This window comes from Roseateles sp. P5_E8, assembly GCF_054177665.1.
Map to the genome: position 1 here is coordinate 108,453 of NZ_JBGCUM010000014.1, position 20,018 is coordinate 128,470.

Below are 20,018 nucleotides of genomic sequence, written 5' to 3' on the forward strand. Positions count from 1 at the left end.
GGCTGGCGCGTGTGGGGCGCCTCCTTCGGCTCGCGCCGAAGCGCCGCCTGCCCGAGTAGGCCAGGCGGCTGGCTGAGTTGCGCCCATTGCGCTGACGTGGTGGCACGACAGCCCGTGCCCCTGCTCGGGTTTGTCCTCAGCGCGCAGGTCTGACGCGACCCTAGACTAGTTTGAATTGATAACTAGTTCATCGCCACGTCGCCTTGTTGTTAATAGTTGAGTGCGGCAAATTGAATTGGTAGTTAATTAACTAAACAAATTAACTGGCGCCGCAGCCTGTCTTCGGCGCCGCACACGACTTCGGAACAACAAAGAGGAGACACCGCATGAAGATGATTTCGACCCACGTGGTCCTGGCTGCCTGGCTTGCGGCGTCTGCCGGCATCGCCACCGCGCAAAGCTCGGTCTCGCTGTACGGCATCCTGGACGCGGGGGCGTACTCGAAGCAGCTGGCCGGCGAGACGCGGCTGAAGACCCTGAGCAGCGGGGTGATGAGCACGTCGCGCTGGGGCTTTCGCGGCAGCGAAGATCTCGGTGGCGGCGTGAAAGCCCTGTTCGACGTGAGCAGCTTCCTGCGCGCCGACACCGGCGAGCAGGGGCGCTTTCCGAACGACGCGATGTATTCGCGGTACTCCTGGGTCGGCCTCTCGACGCCGACGCTCGGCCGGCTCCGCCTGGGGCGCGTCACGACGCCCGGTTTCCTGCTGGGCATCACCACCAGCCCGTTCGGCGACTCGACCACGGTCGGCCCCTACCTGCTGCACACTTACCTCGGCAGCGCCTCGCAGCCGCTGATGACCGGTGGCGGCGTGACGGACTCGGCCTGGAGCAACTCCGTGGCCTACAACACGCCGGTGTTTGGCGGCTTCTCGTTCTCGGCGCAGCTCGCCGCCGGCGAAGGCACGACGGCTGGCCGGCGCAGCGCGGTCGGCGCGAACTATGCCAACGGGCCGTTCACCCTCGGCGTGGCCTATGACAAGCTCGACAAGATGTCGCTCAGCTTCTCCAAGCCGCCCGCATCCATCCTGATGGAGGACGGCTCCACGCTGCAGGCCGCCGCGACCTACGACTTCAAGGTGGTCAAGCTGTTTGCCAAGTACGGCAGCACCCAGCTCGAACGGCCCGGCACGGAGATCAAGCTCGGCACCGTCGCCTTCGGTGCGCTGATGCCGCTGGGCTCGGGGCGCCTGATGTTCGAAGGGGCGCGCACGAACAAGGAGCAGACCCTGCTCACCGACGTGAAGCGCACGACCATCAGCTTCGGCTATGGCTACGACTTCTCCAAGCGCACCGACCTCTACGCGGTCGTGATGTCCGACAAGCTGACGGGCGTGAAGAGCGGCTTCGGCTACACGCTGGGCATCCGCCACAACTTCTAGGCGCCTGCGCGGCAGAGGGCGGGGGCCACGCCTGCTGCCGCGCAGGCTCCTGGCGGAGCTCGCGCTGCAGGATCAAAGCTATCCTGCGGCGCCATGAGTTCATCGCGCGAGAAGTCCCCTCCCCTCGATCAAAGCCGCCTGGCCGACACGCTGGGCTACGCCATCGCCCGCGTGGCGGTGACGACCCATCAGCTTTTCAATCGAGGCGTCGGGGAGCCGCTGGGCCTGCGGCCCGTCGAGTTCACGCTGCTGCAGTTGATTCTCGCCAACCCCAACACCACGCAGAAACGCTTGTGTGACCTGTTGCGGGTGCCGGCCCCGCAGATGACCTTGATCCTGGACCGCCTGCAGGAGCGCAACTGGGTCGCGCGTGAGCGCGATGCCAATGACCGCCGGGCCCTGCACCTGCGGCTCACGGCCGAAGGTATGCAGCTCGCCGAACGCAGCCTGTCGACCTTGGCCGAATCCGAGAAGGCGCTGGACGACGTGCTCACCGGCGGCGAGCGAATGATCCTGCTGGAACTGCTCCGCAAGATTTCGGGCTGAGCCCCGGGTCACGTTCACCTCGGGGTGAAGCCGTCCACCGGCCCGCGCGCTGAGCCGGGCCGGCATGCCGCATGGCCGCCGCGAGGGCGGAGCTTGCGCGACCGCGCCGTCGCGGCGCCCATGACGATTCACAAACGATTATTTTTACAAATCATTTGAGCGGCGGGCTCGATGCCTGGTTCCTGGTTGCCCCTGCACAGGAAGGATCTGCCAGCATGGCGCCGGGTTTGCACCTAACGACGACCGCATTAATACTTATATAGTTTAACTAAATGCCGTGCGGAGCTGACGCAGATCAGCACCACAGCCACCACCACAACGACGGAGACGACCCATGAAGAAGCTTCACTTGCGGACGAGCCTTGCCGCTGCACTCCTCTCCCTGGTTGGGGTCGTGCATGCCGACATCACGGTGGGCGTCAGCCTGCCGCTCACGGGGCCCGCCAGTGCGCTGGGCATTCCCATCGCCAACGCGATCAAGCTCTGGCCGACGAGCATTGCCGGCGAGAAGCTGAAGGTCATCGTCATGGACGACGCGACCGATCCGACCAAGGGCGTGCAGAACGCGAATCGCCTCGTCACCGAGGACAAGGCCGACCTGGTGGTGGGTTCTGCCGCAACGCCGGTGGCCATCGCGATGGCCGGTCCGCTGGCCGAGTCCGGCACGCCGCAGCTGATGCTGTCGCCGGGCGTCCTGCCTCCGGGCAAGGACGGCTGGACCTTCCGACTCGCGCAATCCAACGCCGTCATGGCCCACGCCATGGTCAAGCACATGGTGAAGCAGGGGGTCAAGACGCTGGGCTTCCTCGGCTATGCCGATGCCTACGGCGAGAGTTGGCTCAAGGACTTCCAGGCCGAGGCTGCGCGCGCTGCGCCGGGCCTGAAACTGGTGGGCGTCGAGCGTTTTGCGCGGTCCGACACCTCCGTCACCGGCCAGGCGCTGAAGCTGGTATCCAGCGCACCCGACGCCATCCTCATCGTCGCGTCCGGCTCTGGCGCCGCCATGCCGCACATGGCCGTCATCGAGCGCGGCTACAAGGGCAAGGTCTACCAGACCCACGCGGCCGCTTCGCGCGATCTGATGCGCGTGGGCGGCAAGGACGTGGAAGGCGCCTTTGTCGTGTCGGGGCCGGCCGTCGTGGCCGAGCAGCTCGGTGCAGACAACGCGTCGAAGGCCATTGCGCTCGAGTACGTGCAGGCCTACGAGAAGGCGTACGGCGCCGGCTCGCGGAATCAGTTCGCGGCGCACGGCTTCGATGTCGCCCTCCTTCTGCAGAAGGCCGTGCCCGTCGCGCTGAAGTCGGCCAAGCCCGGCACGCCAGAGTTCCGTACCGCGCTGCGCAACGCGCTGGAAAGCCTGGGTCGCACGGTGGTGTCGCAGGGTGTGCTGACCTACAGCAAGGACGACCACTGGGGCTTCCAGCCCGAGACCGGGGTGATGCTGAAGATCGTCAACGGCGACTGGAAGGTCGAGTAAGCCGCGCGCTCCGCGCTCCACGCACCGCCTCTTCCGAGGCGGCGGAAGAAGTACCCATTGCCTGGAGGCCGCATTGGACGCGTCCATCGCCAGCATCCTCATCGTCGATGGCATCTCCAATGGCGCGATCTACGCGCTGATGGGGATGGCCACCGTCCTGCTGTTCGCCGTCACCCGCGTCATCTTCATCCCCCAGGGCGAGTACGTCGCCTTCGGTGCGTTGACGCTCGCCATGCTGGAAAAAGGCCAGATTCCCGGCACCGTCTGGTTGCTGCTGCTGGCGGCGGGTGCAGTTGCCCTCGGTGACGCCGTGCGCGCCGCGCTTCAGCGCGAGACGGTCCTGCGCATCCTGGTCGGCGCCGTGCGCACCCTCGCGGTACCTGGCGCTGTTTGCGCGGTCGCCTGCGTCGTGGCGCCCATGAAGCTCGGCCTGCTGCCCGAGGCCGTGCTGTCCGCAGCCCTGGTGGCCTCGCTGGGCCCGCTGGTGTACCGGCTGGCCTACGAGTCGATTGCGGACGCGCCGGTGCTGGTGCTGCTGATCGTCTCGGTCGGCGTCCACTTCGCGCTGACGGGGCTGGGGCTGCTGTTCTTCGGCGCGGAGGGCTTTCGCAACCCCAGCTTCCTCGACGTCCGCTTCAGCCTCGGCCCCGTCACGCTGGCGGGGCAGTCGCTCATCATCATCGTCGCGGCGGCCGTGCTCATGGCCATGCTGGCGGTGTTCTTCGAATACACGGTGCGCGGCAAGGCGCTTCGCGCCACCGCCGTCAACCGGCTGGGCGCCCGGATGATGGGCATCTCCACGTCCAGCGCCGGCCGGCTGTCGTTCACGCTGGCGGCCTTGATCGGCGCGCTGTCGGGCCTGCTGATCGGCCCGACCACCACCGTCTTCTACGACACCGGCTTCCTCATCGGCCTCAAGGGCTTCGTCGCCGCCGTGTTCGCAGGCCTGGCGAGCTTCCCGCTGGCGGCGGTGGGCGCCATCCTCGTCGGCGTCATCGAGGCCTTTGGCTCCTTCTGGGCCAGCGCCTTCAAGGAGGTGATCGTCTTCACGTTCATCCTGCCCATCCTGCTGTGGCGATCGATGCGCGACCCGCACCGCGAGGAGCATTGACTTGCGCCGGTATCGCCTGCCTTTCCTCGCGTTGTGCCTGGCGGTGGCCGCGCTGCCGCTGCTGCCGGTGCCGGCGCTGTGGATCATCCACATGAACTTCATCGGGCTGTCGGCCATCACCTGCCTGGGCCTCGTGCTGCTCACCGGCGTGGCCGGGCTCACCTCGTTCGGCCAGGCCGCCTTCGTGGGGCTCGGGGCCTACGCCACGGCCTATTGCAGCACCACGCTCGGCTTGTCGCCGTGGCTGGGCCTTGCCGTCGCGCTGGTCCTCACGGTGGGTGTCGCGCTGGCGCTGGCCGCCATCACGCTGCGCATGTCGGGGCACTACCTGCCGCTGGCCACGCTGGCGTGGGCGCTGTCGCTGTACTACCTGATGTCCAACCTGGACTTCCTCGGCAAGTACGACGGCATCCTCGACATCCCGGCGCTGTCCATCGCCGGCTGGAAGGTCACCGGCGCACGCGGCTATTACGGCGTGATCTGGATCGCGGCGCTGGCCTCCGCTGCGGCGGCCATGCGGCTGCTGGACTCGCGCACGGGCCGCGCCATCCGCTCGCTCAGCGGCGGCACGGCCATGGCGGAATCCATGGGCATCTCGACCTACCGCTACAAGGTCCTGATCTTCGTGCTCGCCGCCATGCTGGCCTGTCTGTCGGGCTGGCTGTTCGCGCATTTCCAGCGCACGGTGAATCCATCGCCGTTCTCCGCGTCCAAGGGCATCGAATACCTGTTCGTGACGGTGCTGGGCGGGGCCGGCAGCGTGTGGGGCGCGTTCACCGGGGCGGCCGTCGTGCGGCTGCTGGACGACCAACTCCAGGTGCTGCTGCCGCGGCTGCTGGGCAACAACGGCAACTACCAGCTGATCCTGTTCGGCATCGTGCTCGTGGCAGTGCTCAAGTACTCGCCGCAGGGACTCTGGTCGTATGTGTTGCGCCTCGCCCGCCGCCGCTGGCCAGAGCAGGCCCGGGTGCATGACTGGCAGGACGCACCCGCGCTCGCCGCTCGCAGCAAGCCGGCTGCCGGCGAGGTGCTCCTTGAAGTCCACGCGTTAAGCAAGCGCTTCGGCGGGCTGCTCGCGGTCAACGACGTGAGCTTCGCGGTGAACACGGGCGAGATCGTCGCCCTCATCGGGCCCAACGGCGCGGGCAAGTCCACAACCTTCAACCTCATCTCCGGCGTGGCGGTGCCGAGCCAGGGGTCCGTCGTCTTCCGTGGCGATGGGGTTGGCGGCTTGCCGTCGCGCGAGGTGGCGCGCCGTGGCATGTCGCGCACCTTCCAGCACGTGAAGATGCTGCCCGACATGACGGTGCTGGAGAACGTGGCCCTTGGCGGCCACCTGCGCAGCCGCGCCGGCGCCTTGGGCGCGATGCTGCGGCTGGACCGGAACGAGGAGCGCCAGCTCTTCCGCGAGGCCGCCCGCCAACTAGAGCGCGTCGGCTTGGCGCAGCTGATGGACAGCCTCGCCGGCAACCTCTCGCTCGGCCAGGCGCGGCTGCTGGAGATCGCGCGTGCGCTGTGTGCCGACCCGCTGCTGCTGCTGCTCGACGAGCCCGCCGCCGGCCTGCGCCACAAGGAGAAGGAAGCGCTGGCCGCCTGCCTCGCCCAGCTCAAGCAGGAGGGCATGAGCATCCTGCTCGTCGAGCACGACATGGACTTCGTCATGAGCCTGGCGGACCGCATCGTGGTGATGGAGTTCGGCAACAAGCTCATCGAGGGAACGCCGCAAGACATCCAGGCGAGCCCCGTGGTTCGTGCGGCCTACCTTGGAACGGAGCACTGACGCCATGGCGCCGTCGCCGTTGACAACGCCAAGGCTGGACGTGCGCGGCCTGTACGCCGGCTACGGTCGCGCGCAAGTGCTGGCCGGGCTGAACCTGCGGCTGGAGCGCGGCGCGGTCGTCTCCATCATCGGCCCCAACGGGGCGGGCAAGTCCACCACGCTGAACGCGCTGATGGGCCTGCTGGCATATCGGGGCACGGTGGCCTTCGATGGCGAGGACCTCGGCCGCGCCAGCCTGGAGCAGCGCGTGATGAAGGGCCTGGCCCTCGTGCCCGAGCGGCGCGAATTGTTCTCGACCATGTCCGTCGAAGACAACCTCATGCTCGGCGGCTACCGGCAATTGCAACTGCGCAACCCGCAGTGGATGGCGCAGCGCGAGCCGATCTACGAGCTGTTTCCCCGCCTGCGCGAACGCCGCAAGCAGGAGGCGGGCACGCTCTCCGGCGGCGAGCGCCAGATGCTGGCCATCGGCCGCGCCATGATGAGCCAGCCCGAGGTGCTGATGCTCGACGAACCGAGTCTGGGCCTGGCGCCGCTCGTCGTGCGGGAGATCTTCGAAATCATCCTTCGCCTGCGCGAGACGGGCGTGAGCATCCTGCTCGTGGAGCAGAACGCCCGCGCCGCGCTCGAGGTCTCCGACTACGGCTACGTGCTGGAGACCGGCGAGATCGCCCTGGAGGGCCCCGCGCGAGAACTCGCGACGGATGCCCGCGTGATCGAGTCCTACCTGGGCGCCAAGAAGCGCTGAAAGCCATATCCCATGTCCAACTTCTCTGCTCGTTTCGAGGACCACTGGCTCGTCGGTGGCGCCCGCACCCCCTGGGTGGACTACTGCGGCGCCCTCGCCGACGTCTCCCCCATCGACCTGGGCATCAAGGCTGCTCGTGCGGCGCTGGAGCGCACCGGCGTACCGGGCAGCGCGGTCGACAGCGTCGTCGCGGCCTCCATGGCCCAGGCCTCGTTCGACGCCTACATGCTGCCGCGCCACATTGGCCTGTACGCCGGCGTGCCGCTGGAGGTGCCGGCCATCCTCGTGCAGCGCATCTGCGGCAGCGGCTTCGAGATCATCCGCCAGGCGGCGGACCAGATCACGCTGGGCTATGCCAGCCTCGCCCTCGTCGTGGGCGCGGAATCGATGTCGCGCAATCCCATCTGCGCGTACACGCACCGAGGCGGCTTCAAGCTGGGTGCACCGGTGGAGTTCAAGGACTTCCTCTGGGAGGCGCTTGACGACCCCGCGGCCAAGGTCTCCATGATCCAGACGGCCGAGAACCTCGCCAGGAAGTACGGCATCACCCGCGCCGAGGTGGACGCCTATGCCGCCACCTCGTTCGAACGCGCCTTGCGCGCCCAGGCCGAAGGCTTCTTCGAAGGCGAGATCGCCCCGGTGGCCAACGAGCGTTTCGAGCTGGCCGGCTACGAGCCGCGCGGCATCAAGCTGCCGCGCAAGGTGGCCGCAGCGGACCGCGACACCCACCCCCGCCCGTCGCCCGTCGAGGCGCTGGCCGCGCTACGTGCCGTCTATGAAGGCGGCGTGCAGACGGCCGGAAACTCCTCGGCTTTGGTCGACGGCGCGGCAGCTGTCGTCGTCGCCTCCGGCGCCCAGGTGCGCGAGCGCGGGCTCAAGCCAATCGCCCGCCTGCGCGGCGCCGCCGCCGTCGGCGTGCCGCCGGAGATCATGGGCATCGGCCCGGCGCCGGCCATCCGCGCGCTGCTGGCGCGTTGCGAGCTCCATCTTTCGGACATCGACCTCATCGAGATCAACGAGGCCCAGGGCGCCCAGACCCTGGCCTGCGCCAGGGAACTCGGCCTGGACCTGGCCCGGCTCAACGTCAACGGCGGCGCCATCGCCCTCGGCCACCCGCTCGCCGCCACCGGCGTGCGCCTCACGCTGACGGCCGCGCGAGCGCTGCAGCGCCGCGGCGGCCGCTACGCCATCGCCTCCGCCTGCGTCGGCGGCGGCCAGGGCATGGCCCTCCTCATCGAGAACGCACAAGCATGAAGATCATCACCGCAGACCAGGTCGGCCCGCTCGTCAAGGACGGCGCCACCCTCTTCCTCGGCGGCCTGGCCATGATGGGCCTGGCCGAGGAGGTGTTGCAAGGGCTGGAGCGGCACTTCCTCGCCACCGGTCATCCGCGCCAGCTCACCACCTGGGCTTGCGGCGCCATCGGCAACGCGGGCAGCGGCGGCATGGCCCACCTGGCCCACCCGGGCATGGTCAAGCGTGTCGTCGCCGGCCACTTCGGCCAGACGGGCAAGGCCATGATGGCCATGGTGCATGCCGGCGAGGTGGAGGCCTACAACTTCCCGCAGGGCTCGCTGTCCAGCCTCACCCGCCACATCGCCAGCCGCTCGCCCGGCCTGCTGACCAAGGTGGGCCTCGGCACCTTCGTGGACCCGCGGCTGGAAGGCGGCAAGCTCAACGCCGCCTCGCGCGACGACCTGGTGCGCCTCGTCGAGTTCGAAGGCGAGGAATGGCTGTTCCATCCCTCGCCGCACATCGACGTGGCCTTCATCCGTGCCACCTATGCCGACGAGCGCGGCAACCTCAGCATGGACAAGGAAGGCGTGCTGCTGGAGCAGCTCGCCATCGCGCAGGCGGCGCGCGCCTGCGGCGGCATCGTCGTCGCGCAGGTCGAGGCCGTCGTCGCCGCCGGCAGCCTGCATCCCAAGAGCGTCAAGGTGCCAGGCCTGGTGGTGGACTACGTGGTGGTCGCCAAGCCGGAGAACCATCTGCAGACCATCACCACCGCCTTCAACCCGGCCTTCAGCGGCGACGTGCGTGTGCCGTTGGGCAGCCTGCCGGCGCTGCCGCTGGACGAGCGCAAGGTCATCGCTCGGCGCGCGGCGATGGAGCTGCAGCCCGGCGCCATCACCAACCTCGGCATCGGCATCCCGGCGGGCGTGCCGGCGGTCGCCGCCGAAGAGGGCGTGGCCGACCTGCTCAGCCTCAGCGTCGAGTGCGGCGTCAACGGCGGCGTACCCGCCCAGGGTGGCGACTTCGGCATGGCCTACAACCCCGATTCCATCATCGAGCAATCCTCGCAGTTCGACTTCTACGACGGCGGCGGACTGGACTGCAGCTTCCTGGGCCTGGCCCAGACGGACCAGCATGGCAACGTCAACGTCAGCAAGTTCAACGGCAGGCCGGTGGGCTGCGGTGGCTTCATCAACATCACGGCCTCCACGCCGCACATCGTCTTCTGCGGCAGCTTCACGGCCGGCGGCGTGGACCTCGCCGTGGCCGACGACCGCCTTCACATCCGCCAGGAAGGCCGTGCCCGCAAGTTCGTCGCCGAGGTCGAGCAGATCACCTTCAACGGCCGCGACGCCGCGCGCCGTGGCCAGCAGGTGCTGTTCGTGACCGAACGCGCGGTGTTCGCACTGCGCCCGGAGGGCCTGGAGCTCATCGAGATTGCGCCTGGCATCGACCTGGAGCGCGACGTGCTCGCGCACATGGACTTCCGGCCGCTGATGCGCGACGTGAAGACGATGGACGCGGCCCTCTTTCGCGAACACTGGGGCGGCTTGGCCGCAGCCCTCTCCACACCGACTCAAGCATGAACGCAGTACCCGACCTCCTTCCCGCCGACGGCGTGCTCGGCCAGTTGCATCTGCTGCGCATCGAGCACGCCGCGACCGTCACCCACCTGAGCCTGAATCGCCCGGCCAAGCGCAATGCCCTCAACGAAGAGCTGGTGCGCCAGCTGCACACGGCCGTGCTCAACCTACCGGCGTCGACCAAGGCCCTGGTCATCAGCGGCGAGGGCGACCACTTCTGCGCAGGCCTCGACCTGTCGGACCTCGCGGAGCGAAGCGTGGCCGAGGGCGTGCTGCATTCGCGCGGCTGGCATGTCGTCATGGACGCCATCCAGTTCTGTGCCGTGCCGGTGGTCGTCGCGCTGCATGGGGCCGTGCTGGGCGGCGGGCTTGAACTGGCCGCGGCGGCCCACATCCGCATTGCCGACGAGACCGCCTACTTCGGCCTGCCGGAGGGCCAGCGCGGCATCTTCGTCGGCGGTGGCGGCTCGGTGCGCATCCCGCGCCTGATCGGCGTCGCGTGCATGACCGACATGATGCTCACCGGCCGCGTGCTGGACGCAAACGACGCCGAGCGCCGGGGGCTGGTGCAGTACGTCGTGCCTGCGGGCCAGGCCGTCAGCAAAGCCGTTGAGCTGGCCGAACGTATCGCGCAGAACGCGCCGCTGTCGAACTTCGCCGTGACGCAGGCCTTGCCTCGCATCGCCGACCTGTCACCGGCCAACGGCCTCTTCATGGAATCGCTGATGGCCGCCATCGCGCAGGGCGACGAGGAGGCCAAGCAGCGCCTGCAGGACTTCCTGCAGAAGCGCACGCCCAAGGTCGCCAAGCCATGAAACCGCGCTACCGCCCCGTCACCATCGGCCAGGGCCTGGGCCAGGTCAACGTCGAACCGCGTGCCGACGGCGGCTTCGTGCTGCGCTCGAACGAGCCGCTGGGCGACTACCCGGGGCAACTGGGCGAGCGCCTGCTGCACTGGGCGCGCCAAGCGCCGGACCGGGTGCTGGCTGCCCAGCGCGACGAGGGCGGTGCCTGGCGCCGCGTCAGCTATGCCGATATGGTGGCGCGTGCCCGATCCGTCGGCCAGGCCTTGCTCGACCGCGGGCTCGACGCCGAGCGGCCCCTGGTCATCCTCTCCGAGAACGACCTGGCGCACCTGAGCCTGATGCTGGGCGCGATGTGGGCGGGCATTCCCAGCGTCAGCATCTCGCCGGCCTACTCGCTGGTCTCGACCGACTTCGGCCGCCTGCGCCACATCCTCGCCAAGGCGACGCCGGGTGCGGTGTACGCGGCCAACGCGAGCTACGCGCGCGCCATCGAATCGACCGTTGCGGCCGACACGCCCGTCATCCTCGGCGAGGGCACTCTCGAAGGCCGGGCAACGGAGCGCTTCGCCGACCTGATCGACGCCGTGCCCGGTGCGGCGCTGGCCGCCGCCCATGCCCAGGTCGGCCCCGACACCATCGTCAAGCTGATGTTCACCTCGGGGTCCACCAAGGCGCCCAAAGGCGTGGTGATGACACAGCGCATGTGGTGTGCCAACCAGCAGATGGTGTTGCAGGCCTTGCCCTTCCTGACCGAGCAGCCGCCGGTCGTGGTGGACTGGCTGCCCTGGAACCACACCTTTGGCGGCAACCACAACCTGGGGCTGGTGCTCTACAACGGCGGCAGCCTCTACATCGACGAGGGCCGGCCGGTTCCCGGCCGCTTTGAGACGACCCTGCGCAACCTGCGCGACGTGGCGCCAACGATCTTCTTCAACGTGCCCAAGGGCTACGACGAACTCGTGTCGGCCCTGCAAGCCGACACGCCACTGCGCGACCATTTCTTCAGCCGCCTGCAGCTCGTCGAATGCGGTGGCGCGGGGCTCTCCGCGAAGACGTTGGACGCCTTCAACGAATTGGCCGAGGCTGCCATCGGCCAACGCATCCGCCTCGCCGCCGGCCTGGGCATGACGGAAACCGCACCCACCTGCACCTTCGCGATTCCGGAGGAGGCCCGTGCCGGATTCATCGGCACACCGGTGCCGGGCGTCGACGTGAAGCTCGTCCCGGCGGGCGACAAGACCGAGGTGCGCTTCCGCGGCCCCAACGTGATGCCCGGTTATTGGCGCGATGCCGATCTGACGGCGGAGGCCTTCGACGAGGAGGGCTACTACCGCACCGGCGACGCGGCCAGCCCCGCGGACCGCGCCGATCTCACCCGGGGCCTGATGTTCGACGGGCGCATCGCCGAGGACTTCAAGCTCTCCACTGGCACCTATGTCAGCGTCGGGCCGTTGCGCGCGCGTGTGGTCGCCCTGGGCTTCCCGTGCGTGCACGATGCCGTCGTGACGGGGCTCAATCGCGATGAGGTCGGCCTGCTCATCGTGCCTCGCGTCGCCGAGGCCCGCCACCTGACCGACCTGCCGCAAGGCGCCAGTGCCGCGGACGTGCTGAACCACCCGGCCGTGCGCCGCTTCTTCCAGGGCCTGGCCGACCAGCTCTGGGCGCAAGGCACCGGCAGCGCCAACCGCCCGGCCCGCCTGCTGCTGCTCGTCGAGCCACCGTCCATCGACGGCGGCGAGATCACCGACAAGGGCTCCATCAACCAGCGCGCCGTGCTGAGCCGCCGCGCCAGCCTGGTGGAGCTGCTGCACGAGGCCCCAGCGGGCCATCCCGACGTCATTACTCCCACCTGCTGATCACCCGCCATGTTCATCACCAACACCTGGTATGTGGCCGCCCGAAGCGACGAGGTCGGCACCGTCAAGCCACTCGGCCGCAAGGTCTGCAATCACGCCATGGCCTTCTTCCGCAACAGCGCCGGCACCGTCAGCGCGGTGGAGGACTTCTGTCCTCACCGCGGCGCGCCGCTGTCGCTGGGCCGGGTGAACGGCGACACGCTGGTTTGCGGCTATCACGGCCTGGCCATGGGCTGCGATGGCAAGACGGTCTCCATGCCCGGCCAGCGCGTGCGCGGTTTCCCCGCCATCCGCAGCTTCCCGGTGCACGAGGCGCAAGGCTTCATCTGGGTGTGGCCGGGCGATGCCGCCAAGGCCGATGTGGCACTGCTGCCCGCCTTCGAATGGCTGGGCAATCCGGCCTTCGGCTACGGCGGCGGGCTGTACGACATTGCCTGCGACTACCGGCTGATGATCGACAACCTGATGGACCTGACGCACGAGACCTACATCCACGCGAACAGCATCGGCCAGAAGGAGATCGACGAGGTGCCCTGCACGACGCGGGTGGACGGCGACCACGTCGTCACCGAACGCCACATGCAGGGCATCGAGGCGCCGCCGTTCTGGAAGATGGCACTGCGCATGAACGGCCTGCCCGACGACCAGCCCGTGGACCGCTGGCAGGTCTGCCACTTCACGCCGCCCAGCCACATCATGATCGAGGTGGGCGTGGCGCTGGCCGGCCAGGGCGGCTATCACGCGCCTGACTCAGTCAAGGCGGCCAGCTGGGTGGTGGACTTCATCACGCCGGAGACGGACACGTCCATCCACTACTTCTGGGGCATGGCGCGCAAGTTCAAGCCGCAGGACGACGCGCTGACGGCCCAGATCCGCGAAGGCCAGGGCAAGATCTTCTCGGAGGACCAGGAGATGCTGGAGCGCCAGCAGCTCAACTTGCTGGCTTGGCCCGGGCGCTCGCTGCTGTTGCTCAACATCGATGGCGGCGGCGTGCAGTCGCGCAAGATCATCGAGCGGCTGATGGCGGCGCAGGGATGAGCGGTCTCGTCACCGTTCGCGTCGAGGCCAAGACGTCGGCGGCGCTGGATGTCTGCGCCCTCACGCTCGTTTCGGCCGACGGCGGCGCGCTGCCCGGCTTCACGGCCGGCGCGCACCTCGACGTTCATCTGCCGGGGGGCATCGTCCGCCAGTACTCCCTGTGCAACGCCCCCGCGGAGACGCACCGCTACAGGCTGGGCGTGCTCCTTGAAGCCCAGTCGCGAGGCGGCTCCCAGGCCGTACACGAGCTGCTGGTGACGGGGCAGACCTTGCAGGTGAGCGCGCCCAAGAATCACTTCCCGCTGGCCACCCAGGCGCGTCGCAGCTTGCTGATCGCGGGCGGCATCGGCGTCACGCCCATCCTCGCGATGGCGCAGCAACTCGCGCGGGCGGGTAGCGAGTTCGAGTTTCATTACGCGGCGCGCTCCGCGGAGCGACTGGCGTTTCGTTCGGAGATCGAGGCCAGCGACTGGGCGGCGGCGGCGCACTTCCACGTCGGCCATGGCCAGCTCGACGTCGCGCAGTTGTTGGCGGCCCAGGGAGAAGGCGTGCACGTGTACACCTGCGGCCCCAAGCGGCTGATCGACGCCGTGGCCGAGGCGGCGAAGCGGCTGGGATGGGCCAGCGAACGCGTCCACCACGAGTTCTTTGCCGGTGCCGAAGCACCCGCGGTGGGCGGCAACAGCGCCTTCGAAATCGAACTCGCGGGATCGGGTCGCGTCATCCCGGTGGCGGCCGACCAGACCGTCGCTCAGGCCCTTGTCGCTGCTGGCGTCCCGCTGCTCACCTCCTGCGAGCAGGGCGTCTGCGGCACCTGCCTGACCCGCGTGCTGGCCGGCGTGCCGGAGCACCGCGACCTCTACCTCACGCCCGAAGAGCAGGCAGCCAACGACCAGTTCACGCCTTGCTGCTCGCGCTCGCGCAGCGGCAGGCTGGTGCTGGATCTGGCCTAGACATGAAGCAGCTCCTCACCCTGCTGGCCGCGCTGATCTCCATCCCCCCATCGAACAAGGCAACTCCCATGCGAACTCTTCGTTCAACCCTCCTTGCCGCCGGCCTGCTGCTGGCCGCCGCCACCGGCGCCGTCGCGCAGGACGGCACCATCTACCCGCTCTCGGCCATCGCCGAGCCCAATGCCATCAAGCTCGGCACCGGCGGTGTCGCCAACCAGCCGGCGTCCGAGAGCTGGTTCAAGCAGTGGGGCGAGCCGATGGTGCGCAACGTCACCACGGCCACGCTGACGCCCTATCTGCCGGCACCCGGCAAGGGCAACGGCACGGCCGTGCTGGTGGCGCCGGGCGGCGGGTTCCGCTGGCTGTCCATCAACAACGAGGGCTGGAAGGTGGCCCAGGCGCTGGCCGACAAGGGCATCGCCGCCTTCGTGCTCAAGTACCGCCTGCACCCGACGCCGGACTCGGTGGACGGGTTCAAGCAGTCCATGGACCGCATGTTCTCCTCGGTGAGCAACACCGACGGCGCTCCCCGTCCTGCCATGCCCAGCCTGGACAACCAACTCGCCGACGCCGAGGCCGCCTATGCCCTCATCCTGTCGCGCGCCAAGGAATGGGGCGTCGACACCAAGCGCCTGGGCATGATGGGCTTCTCCGCCGGCGCCGGCCTGACGATGCACAGCACGCTGAACTCCAAGACCATGAAGCTTGCCTTCATCGCCCCGATCTACGGCGGCATGGGCCCGGTCGACGTGCCGAAGGACGCGCCGCCGATGTTCACCGTCATCGCGAGCGACGACTTCCTGTTCAAGGGCCAGTTCGGTGTCGTGAAGTCCTGGTTCGACGCGGGCAAGCCCGTGGAGTTCCACCTGTACCAGAACGGCGGCCACGGCTTCGGCCTCGGCTACCCGGGCAACACGGCCAACGGCTGGTTCCCCGTGTTCCACCACTGGCTGGATGTGAACGGCTTCCTCAAGGCCAAGCCGGCGCCCTGAGCCCGCGGAAGGCAGCCCGTGCGCATCGAGCAATGTGTGCGCATGGAAGAGGTTGCGCGTGAGRCCGTCGTCCGAGCTTAAGCTTGTTACTTGCGTGAGGCCGTGCGGCATGACATGCCGCCATCGGCACACGCTTCGTAGGCTTCATCTGCTCCGCTGGACGAGTACCGCTTTTCCTGCCAAAGCCGCCCCAGGAGCGCCTTGCGCGAACGGCCGATGCCAGCCTGTTGCCGCGGTTCGGCGAGATTCCGCTTTGGGCACCTTGCTGCTCCACGACTGACGAATCCGAGCGGCAACACCCAGCCTCCTGCTGCCACCCGACCAATTTCGGCTTTGGGCACCGACCTGCCTCTCGAAACGCCGACCGCCAGGCCGTCGGCAGCTTGGTGCCCCACGACTGACGAATCCGAGCGGCAACAGCCAGCCTGGAGCGGACAGCCACGGTCTTACGGCCGCTAAGGCGTCATCCGAACGCCGCGCCTCCCAAGGAGCTACTGGTGCGCGGAGGGTGGGTCATGGGAGTTCGAAGGCACGGACGTTCAGGAGTGTCCCGCCATAGAAATGGTGCTGCATCATCGGCAGAGATCAACATCATTGCGTGACTTGTGATGAAAAGAGCTTGGTGCAGCCTCCGGCGGGTATTGCTGCTGGTCCCGATGGCAGTCGCACTGAACGGATGCGGCGGTGGTGGGGCGGGCGGCAGCGGACCCGGAGGCGGCAATGCAGCCGCGCCGACCCATACCGTCGGCGGCACCGTCGCAGGACTTGGCAGCGCCAGCGGCCTGACGCTTGCGAACGGCGCCGATTCGCTGCCAGTGCCCGCGGGTGCAACGGCCTTCTCGATGCAGACAGCCGTGCCTGAAGGGACGAACTACGCGGTCACTGTGCGGAACAGTCCTGCCGGCCTCCAGTGCAGCGTCAGTCAAGGGGCCGGCACGATGGCAGTCAGCCATGTGACCAACATCGCCGTGACTTGCTCGGAGGCCTATTCCGTGGGAGGAAATGTGGCTGGTCTGACGACGTCGGGATTGGTTCTGGCAAGTAGCACCGAGACGCTGAGCGTGGCCGCCGGCGCAAGCACGTTCATGATGCCGACCCGCTTGCCGCCGGGTGCTGCGTACGACTTGGTCGTCAAAACCCAACCGGCCGACATGAATTGCGAAGTGAAAGAGGGCAAAGGCGCCGTCGGCACGCGGGATGTCTCCGGGATCACCGTCGTATGCAATCCGTCGGCGAGGTCACTCGGTGGTCCGTCGCCGGGAGATCTTCCGTCCAGCGGAGAGGTCTCCGTGTCGTTGGATTGCGGTGCGGGCGTTTGCGGCGTCGACAGCCAGTCGTACCGCTACTCGCCCCAGAACTCGACCATTCGGGTGCGCGCGGGTGGCAATTGGCTTTCCATCACGATCGACGGATCCACACCGTGGCCGTGGTCAGGCGTGATGCGAGCGCCTTCAGATGAATCTAGATTCAAGCCGGGGACCTATGCGGAGATGTGGCAGTTGGACGCGCCTTCCATTTGGGGCACCTTCAACTGGTCCGGTGAGAACGTCGGGTTCGAGGGCGGAACCACGAGCGTGACGATCAACAGCGTCACCTACGAGGGCGACGTGCTGGCGGGCATCGATTTCAATTTCGATCACTCGGTTCACGGATTCAGCGATTTACGGGGTCACGTCGTCTGGACGAAGGCCGGGTCCACCGTCACCATCGTCCCGTTGACGCCGCCGCCCGGGGAGCTGTGGCGTCCCGCCGCCGGCAAGGTTCCAGTAACGGGGAACTACATCTATCTCGAGAGCGATGCCGCCGACTTTGTCGGCCAGGGCCTGACCTACACACAGACGCCGCTCAATTCGCTGTTGACCGTTGAGACCACGTCCGACGGCGTGCTTGTCGCGGCTGAGGGCGCCCATCTGGTGTCGGGCCGGATTCAGGCGATGTTCGGTCAGGGGCAACTGCAGAATGGCTACTACCAGCGAGTGGATCGTTTCCAGATCGGAAATCCGGCGCGCGGCGGTCTCACCTGGGCCGTCGATTCGCGAGCCTGCAACAGATCACTCGGTTGGTTCATCGTCGACGGCATCGCCTATACCAACGGCGTGGTCACGGCGCTTGACCTGCGCTTCGAGCAGCATTGCGAGCTTTCTCGCCAAGCTTTGCACGGCCAGGTCCGCTGGCGCGCCAGCGACACGACCGCGGCTGCCGGCCCGACGACGCCGCCGGCCGGTCTGTGGCAGCCTGCGCCGGGCAGCACGCCCACGAGCGGCAACTACGTCTATCTGGCCAGTGACGCGGGCGACTTCATCGGCGCCGGCGTAGCGGGTCCTGCGATGGAGTACCTGTATCGCTCGCCTGGGAACGACATCAGTGTGAACATGAACGGTCCGGGCGTCGGCCCGAATCTCACGGTCAACATCGGGCCGTTTGGAACGTGGACCGGCGTCTTCTCCGGGATGTACTCGCTGACAAGATTCAAGCCCGGGTACTACGGCCCGCTGCTCACCACCTATGACCCGGCCTTCGGAGGGGTCGATTGGTCCGGTATGCACAAGCGCTGTGGTTTCATCACGGGATGGCTGGTCTTCGACAGCGTCACTTACGTGGGCGACACATTGACCAGTTTTGATTTGCGCTTCGAGCAGCATTGCCAGGGCGACAAGGCTGCACTGCATGGAAAAATCCACTGGAGCAGTCCATAGCCGGCGACATGGTTCAAGCCGATTGGCCATGAAGGTCTCCGCCCCCCGAAATAGGACCAGCAGCTCACAGACCGACCAGGGTGCGCCGATCGGCGTCGACGAGATGTTCTTCGTCCAGAGCAGTCGTTTACGTGCCTATGCGTTGCCGCTTCCAGTCCGTGTCGTCTTGGCAGTCGCGATCGCCTTGCTCTCCTTGCGGAGCTTGGTGGAAACCGGGCAGACCTGTTGGACGAAGCTCGTCAGGGTGTTGGTGAGGCTGTCCTTCTGCAGGCTGTAGAAGACAAACTGGCCACGCTTGTCCGCCTTGACCAGACCGGCAGCCTCCAGGATCTTGAGATGTTTGGACAGGGACGGCTTCGTCATGTCGAAGCGGCTCGCGATGTCGCCGGCCGAGAGTTCGGTCTCGGACAGGTACGCGAGGATCTTGCGCCGGGGTGTGGAGGCGAGCGCTTCAAAGATCTTTTCCATGGCGGGATCCTAGCAACTTAATTTCCCTTCTCGCTAATTTCTTATTTAGCTACTTAGCTAATTCCGATGCACAATGGGTCAGCCTTTGGGAGCCCATGTGTCCGACATCTCGCCCGCACCCGCGCAGCCCGCCGAACCGGCGACCGGGCCTCACGTCGTCTACTACAACAGCGCCTGCCCCGTTTGCGACGCAGGCGTGTGCGCGATGCGCGCTCGCATCGCGGAGGGTGACGTCGAATGGGTGGACGTTCATCRCAATCCGGAGCGTCTTGCTCCTTTGGGGCTTGATCTGGAGGACGTCCGGGAGCGCTTGCACCTGGTTGACCCGCGCGGTCACCTTCAGGTCGGCGCGCCTGCGCTCCTCACAACGTGGTCCCTGCAGTCACGCTGGGGCTGGCTACTCAAGCCGCTGAGCTGGCCCGGCCTGCGCACGTTGACTTCTTGGGCCTACATCGCGTTCGCCCGCCAGCTGTACAGCTGGAACCGCCGCCAGGGTCACTGGTGATCCACTCAGACAAGGAAGATTCGATGGCTACGCACACCAACTTCGACGCCGCTGAGCTCGACAAGTTTCAGGCGCTCGCTTCGCGCTGGTGGGATCCGGCATCCGAGTTCTGGCCGCTTCACGCGATCAACCCACGCCGGCTCGACTGGATCGATGGCCTGGCGTCGCTGGCCGGCAAGCAGACACTGGATGTCGGTTGCGGCGGCGGGATCCTGGCCGAGTCAATGGCGCACCGCGGCGCTGACGTGCTGGGGATCGACCTGGCCGACAAGGGGCTGAAGGTGGCCGCGCTGCACGCGCTCAAAAGCAAGGCTTCGGTGACGTACCGGCATATCGCAGCCGAGGAACTTGCGCGCGAGAAGCCTGGTGCGTTCGAAGTGGTGACCTGCATGGAGATGCTTGAGCACGTGCCGGATCCAGCCCAGGTGGTGGCCGCCTGCTCGACGCTGCTCAAGCCGGGCGGGTGGGCGTTCTTCTCCACGATCAACCGTTCACCCTTGAGCTGGATGGTTGCCGTCTTCGGCGCCGAGCGCGTGCTGAAGGTGCTTCCGCGCGGTACGCACGACTACGCGAAGTTCATCAAGCCGGCAGAGCTGGAGGCTGTTAATTCCCACGCCATCCTGACCCACCGTTTCCGTCCAATTCTGACCCACCCTTGTTCGAGCCTCTCGGGCTCAGCTTGTGGGTAACTTCCTCGGTTTGGACTCCTTCTTGGTGGTGGGTTGAGCTGAGCTGTTCTTGAAGCGGTAGCTGTCGTTGCCGGTTTCAAGGATATGGCAGTGGTGCGTGAGCCGGTCCAGCAGCGCCGTGGTCATCTTGGCGTCGCCGAAGACGCTGGCCCATTCAC

18 protein-coding genes are annotated in these 20,018 nt (G+C 67.4%); 16 read left to right on the forward strand and 2 right to left on the reverse strand.

The window, feature by feature from the left end:
• Positions 1-326 precede the first annotated feature (326 nt).
• The 14 genes from ACXRVZ_RS11005 to ACXRVZ_RS11070 all read left to right on the forward strand — a co-directional run bounded on the left by ACXRVZ_RS11005 (position 327) and on the right by ACXRVZ_RS11070 (position 18,198).
• Positions 327-1,379 (forward strand): porin, encoded by a 1,053-nt coding sequence (locus ACXRVZ_RS11005; RefSeq protein WP_457419385.1) that lies wholly within the window; start codon positions 327-329, stop codon positions 1,377-1,379.
• Between the two features lie 93 nt (positions 1,380-1,472).
• Positions 1,473-1,925, forward strand: coding sequence for a MarR family winged helix-turn-helix transcriptional regulator (locus tag ACXRVZ_RS11010; protein WP_457419387.1), 453 nt, complete (start codon positions 1,473-1,475; stop codon positions 1,923-1,925).
• A 334-nt stretch (positions 1,926-2,259) separates the two neighbouring features.
• Positions 2,260-3,402 (forward strand): ABC transporter substrate-binding protein, encoded by a 1,143-nt coding sequence (locus tag ACXRVZ_RS11015; RefSeq protein WP_457419389.1) that lies wholly within the window; start codon positions 2,260-2,262, stop codon positions 3,400-3,402.
• A 73-nt stretch (positions 3,403-3,475) separates the two neighbouring features.
• Complete coding sequence (locus ACXRVZ_RS11020; RefSeq protein ID WP_457419391.1) at positions 3,476-4,513, forward strand: branched-chain amino acid ABC transporter permease; 1,038 nt, start codon at positions 3,476-3,478, stop codon at positions 4,511-4,513.
• Positions 4,509-6,293, forward strand: coding sequence for a branched-chain amino acid ABC transporter ATP-binding protein/permease (locus tag ACXRVZ_RS11025; RefSeq protein ID WP_457419536.1), 1,785 nt, complete (start codon positions 4,509-4,511; stop codon positions 6,291-6,293). Before ACXRVZ_RS11020 ends, ACXRVZ_RS11025 begins: the two co-directional genes overlap by 5 nt.
• A gap of 4 nt (positions 6,294-6,297) precedes the next feature.
• Positions 6,298-7,041 (forward strand): ABC transporter ATP-binding protein, encoded by a 744-nt coding sequence (locus ACXRVZ_RS11030; RefSeq protein WP_457419393.1) that lies wholly within the window; start codon positions 6,298-6,300, stop codon positions 7,039-7,041.
• Between the two features lie 12 nt (positions 7,042-7,053).
• Positions 7,054-8,295: a thiolase family protein gene (locus ACXRVZ_RS11035; protein ID WP_457419395.1), complete on the forward strand. Its 1,242-nt coding sequence runs from the start codon at positions 7,054-7,056 to the stop codon at positions 8,293-8,295.
• On the forward strand, positions 8,292-9,860 hold the full coding sequence (locus ACXRVZ_RS11040) for an acyl CoA:acetate/3-ketoacid CoA transferase (RefSeq protein ID WP_457419397.1): 1,569 nt from the start codon (positions 8,292-8,294) through the stop codon (positions 9,858-9,860). Before ACXRVZ_RS11035 ends, ACXRVZ_RS11040 begins: the two co-directional genes overlap by 4 nt.
• Positions 9,857-10,672, forward strand: a complete 816-nt coding sequence (locus tag ACXRVZ_RS11045; RefSeq protein WP_457419399.1) for a crotonase/enoyl-CoA hydratase family protein — start codon at positions 9,857-9,859, stop codon at positions 10,670-10,672. Before ACXRVZ_RS11040 ends, ACXRVZ_RS11045 begins: the two co-directional genes overlap by 4 nt.
• Positions 10,669-12,519 carry a feruloyl-CoA synthase gene (locus tag ACXRVZ_RS11050; protein WP_457419401.1) on the forward strand — a complete coding sequence of 617 codons (1,851 nt, stop codon included), beginning with the start codon at positions 10,669-10,671 and terminating at the stop codon, positions 12,517-12,519. The genes ACXRVZ_RS11045 and ACXRVZ_RS11050 overlap by 4 nt, the downstream gene beginning before the upstream one ends.
• Before the next feature lie 9 nt (positions 12,520-12,528).
• Positions 12,529-13,557, forward strand: a complete 1,029-nt coding sequence (locus ACXRVZ_RS11055; protein ID WP_457419403.1) for an aromatic ring-hydroxylating dioxygenase subunit alpha — start codon at positions 12,529-12,531, stop codon at positions 13,555-13,557.
• Complete coding sequence (locus ACXRVZ_RS11060; RefSeq protein ID WP_457419406.1) at positions 13,554-14,510, forward strand: PDR/VanB family oxidoreductase; 957 nt, start codon at positions 13,554-13,556, stop codon at positions 14,508-14,510. Before ACXRVZ_RS11055 ends, ACXRVZ_RS11060 begins: the two co-directional genes overlap by 4 nt.
• Before the next feature lie 2 nt (positions 14,511-14,512).
• Positions 14,513-15,502 (forward strand): alpha/beta hydrolase, encoded by a 990-nt coding sequence (locus ACXRVZ_RS11065; protein WP_457419408.1) that lies wholly within the window; start codon positions 14,513-14,515, stop codon positions 15,500-15,502.
• Positions 15,503-16,158: 656 nt separating this feature from the next.
• Positions 16,159-18,198, forward strand: coding sequence for a hypothetical protein (locus ACXRVZ_RS11070; protein WP_457419410.1), 2,040 nt, complete (start codon positions 16,159-16,161; stop codon positions 18,196-18,198).
• Positions 18,199-18,333: 135 nt separating this feature from the next.
• On the opposite strand, the gene ACXRVZ_RS11075 is transcribed toward ACXRVZ_RS11070, so the two are convergent.
• Entirely contained in the window at positions 18,334-18,666 is a 333-nt protein-coding gene (locus ACXRVZ_RS11075; RefSeq protein ID WP_457419412.1) for a metalloregulator ArsR/SmtB family transcription factor, read from the reverse strand.
• A 97-nt stretch (positions 18,667-18,763) separates the two neighbouring features.
• On the opposite strand from ACXRVZ_RS11075, the gene ACXRVZ_RS11080 reads away from it, so the two are divergent.
• Positions 18,764-19,171 (forward strand): thiol-disulfide oxidoreductase DCC family protein, encoded by a 408-nt coding sequence (locus tag ACXRVZ_RS11080; RefSeq protein ID WP_458232419.1) that lies wholly within the window; start codon positions 18,764-18,766, stop codon positions 19,169-19,171.
• Between the two features lie 23 nt (positions 19,172-19,194).
• Complete coding sequence (gene ubiG, locus ACXRVZ_RS11085) at positions 19,195-19,860, forward strand: bifunctional 2-polyprenyl-6-hydroxyphenol methylase/3-demethylubiquinol 3-O-methyltransferase UbiG (RefSeq protein ID WP_457419417.1); 666 nt, start codon at positions 19,195-19,197, stop codon at positions 19,858-19,860.
• On the opposite strand, the gene ACXRVZ_RS11090 is transcribed toward ubiG, so the two are convergent.
• The coding region (locus ACXRVZ_RS11090; protein ID WP_458232421.1) for an ATP-binding protein at positions 19,846-20,018 on the reverse strand (173 nt) is incomplete at its 5' end. The genes ubiG and ACXRVZ_RS11090 overlap by 15 nt on opposite strands.

Excerpts from the sequence above, each read along its gene's own strand:
- ACXRVZ_RS11075 (WP_457419412.1), bottom strand. The coding sequence starts at position 18,666 with ATGGAAAAGATCTTTGAAGCGCTCGCCTCCACACCCCGGCGCAAGATC.
- ACXRVZ_RS11005 (WP_457419385.1), top strand. The coding sequence starts at position 327 with ATGAAGATGATTTCGACCCACGTGGTCCTGGCTGCCTGGCTTGCGGCG.
- ACXRVZ_RS11050 (WP_457419401.1), top strand. The coding sequence starts at position 10,669 with ATGAAACCGCGCTACCGCCCCGTCACCATCGGCCAGGGCCTGGGCCAG.
- ACXRVZ_RS11040 (WP_457419397.1), top strand. The coding sequence starts at position 8,292 with ATGAAGATCATCACCGCAGACCAGGTCGGCCCGCTCGTCAAGGACGGC.
- ACXRVZ_RS11070 (WP_457419410.1), top strand. The coding sequence starts at position 16,159 with ATGGCAGTCGCACTGAACGGATGCGGCGGTGGTGGGGCGGGCGGCAGC.
- ACXRVZ_RS11045 (WP_457419399.1), top strand. The coding sequence starts at position 9,857 with ATGAACGCAGTACCCGACCTCCTTCCCGCCGACGGCGTGCTCGGCCAG.
- ACXRVZ_RS11010 (WP_457419387.1), top strand. The coding sequence starts at position 1,473 with ATGAGTTCATCGCGCGAGAAGTCCCCTCCCCTCGATCAAAGCCGCCTG.
- ubiG (WP_457419417.1), top strand. The coding sequence starts at position 19,195 with ATGGCTACGCACACCAACTTCGACGCCGCTGAGCTCGACAAGTTTCAG.
- ACXRVZ_RS11035 (WP_457419395.1), top strand. The coding sequence starts at position 7,054 with ATGTCCAACTTCTCTGCTCGTTTCGAGGACCACTGGCTCGTCGGTGGC.
- ACXRVZ_RS11055 (WP_457419403.1), top strand. The coding sequence starts at position 12,529 with ATGTTCATCACCAACACCTGGTATGTGGCCGCCCGAAGCGACGAGGTC.
- ACXRVZ_RS11065 (WP_457419408.1), top strand. The coding sequence starts at position 14,513 with ATGAAGCAGCTCCTCACCCTGCTGGCCGCGCTGATCTCCATCCCCCCA.
- ACXRVZ_RS11015 (WP_457419389.1), top strand. The coding sequence starts at position 2,260 with ATGAAGAAGCTTCACTTGCGGACGAGCCTTGCCGCTGCACTCCTCTCC.
- ACXRVZ_RS11060 (WP_457419406.1), top strand. The coding sequence starts at position 13,554 with ATGAGCGGTCTCGTCACCGTTCGCGTCGAGGCCAAGACGTCGGCGGCG.
- ACXRVZ_RS11030 (WP_457419393.1), top strand. The coding sequence starts at position 6,298 with ATGGCGCCGTCGCCGTTGACAACGCCAAGGCTGGACGTGCGCGGCCTG.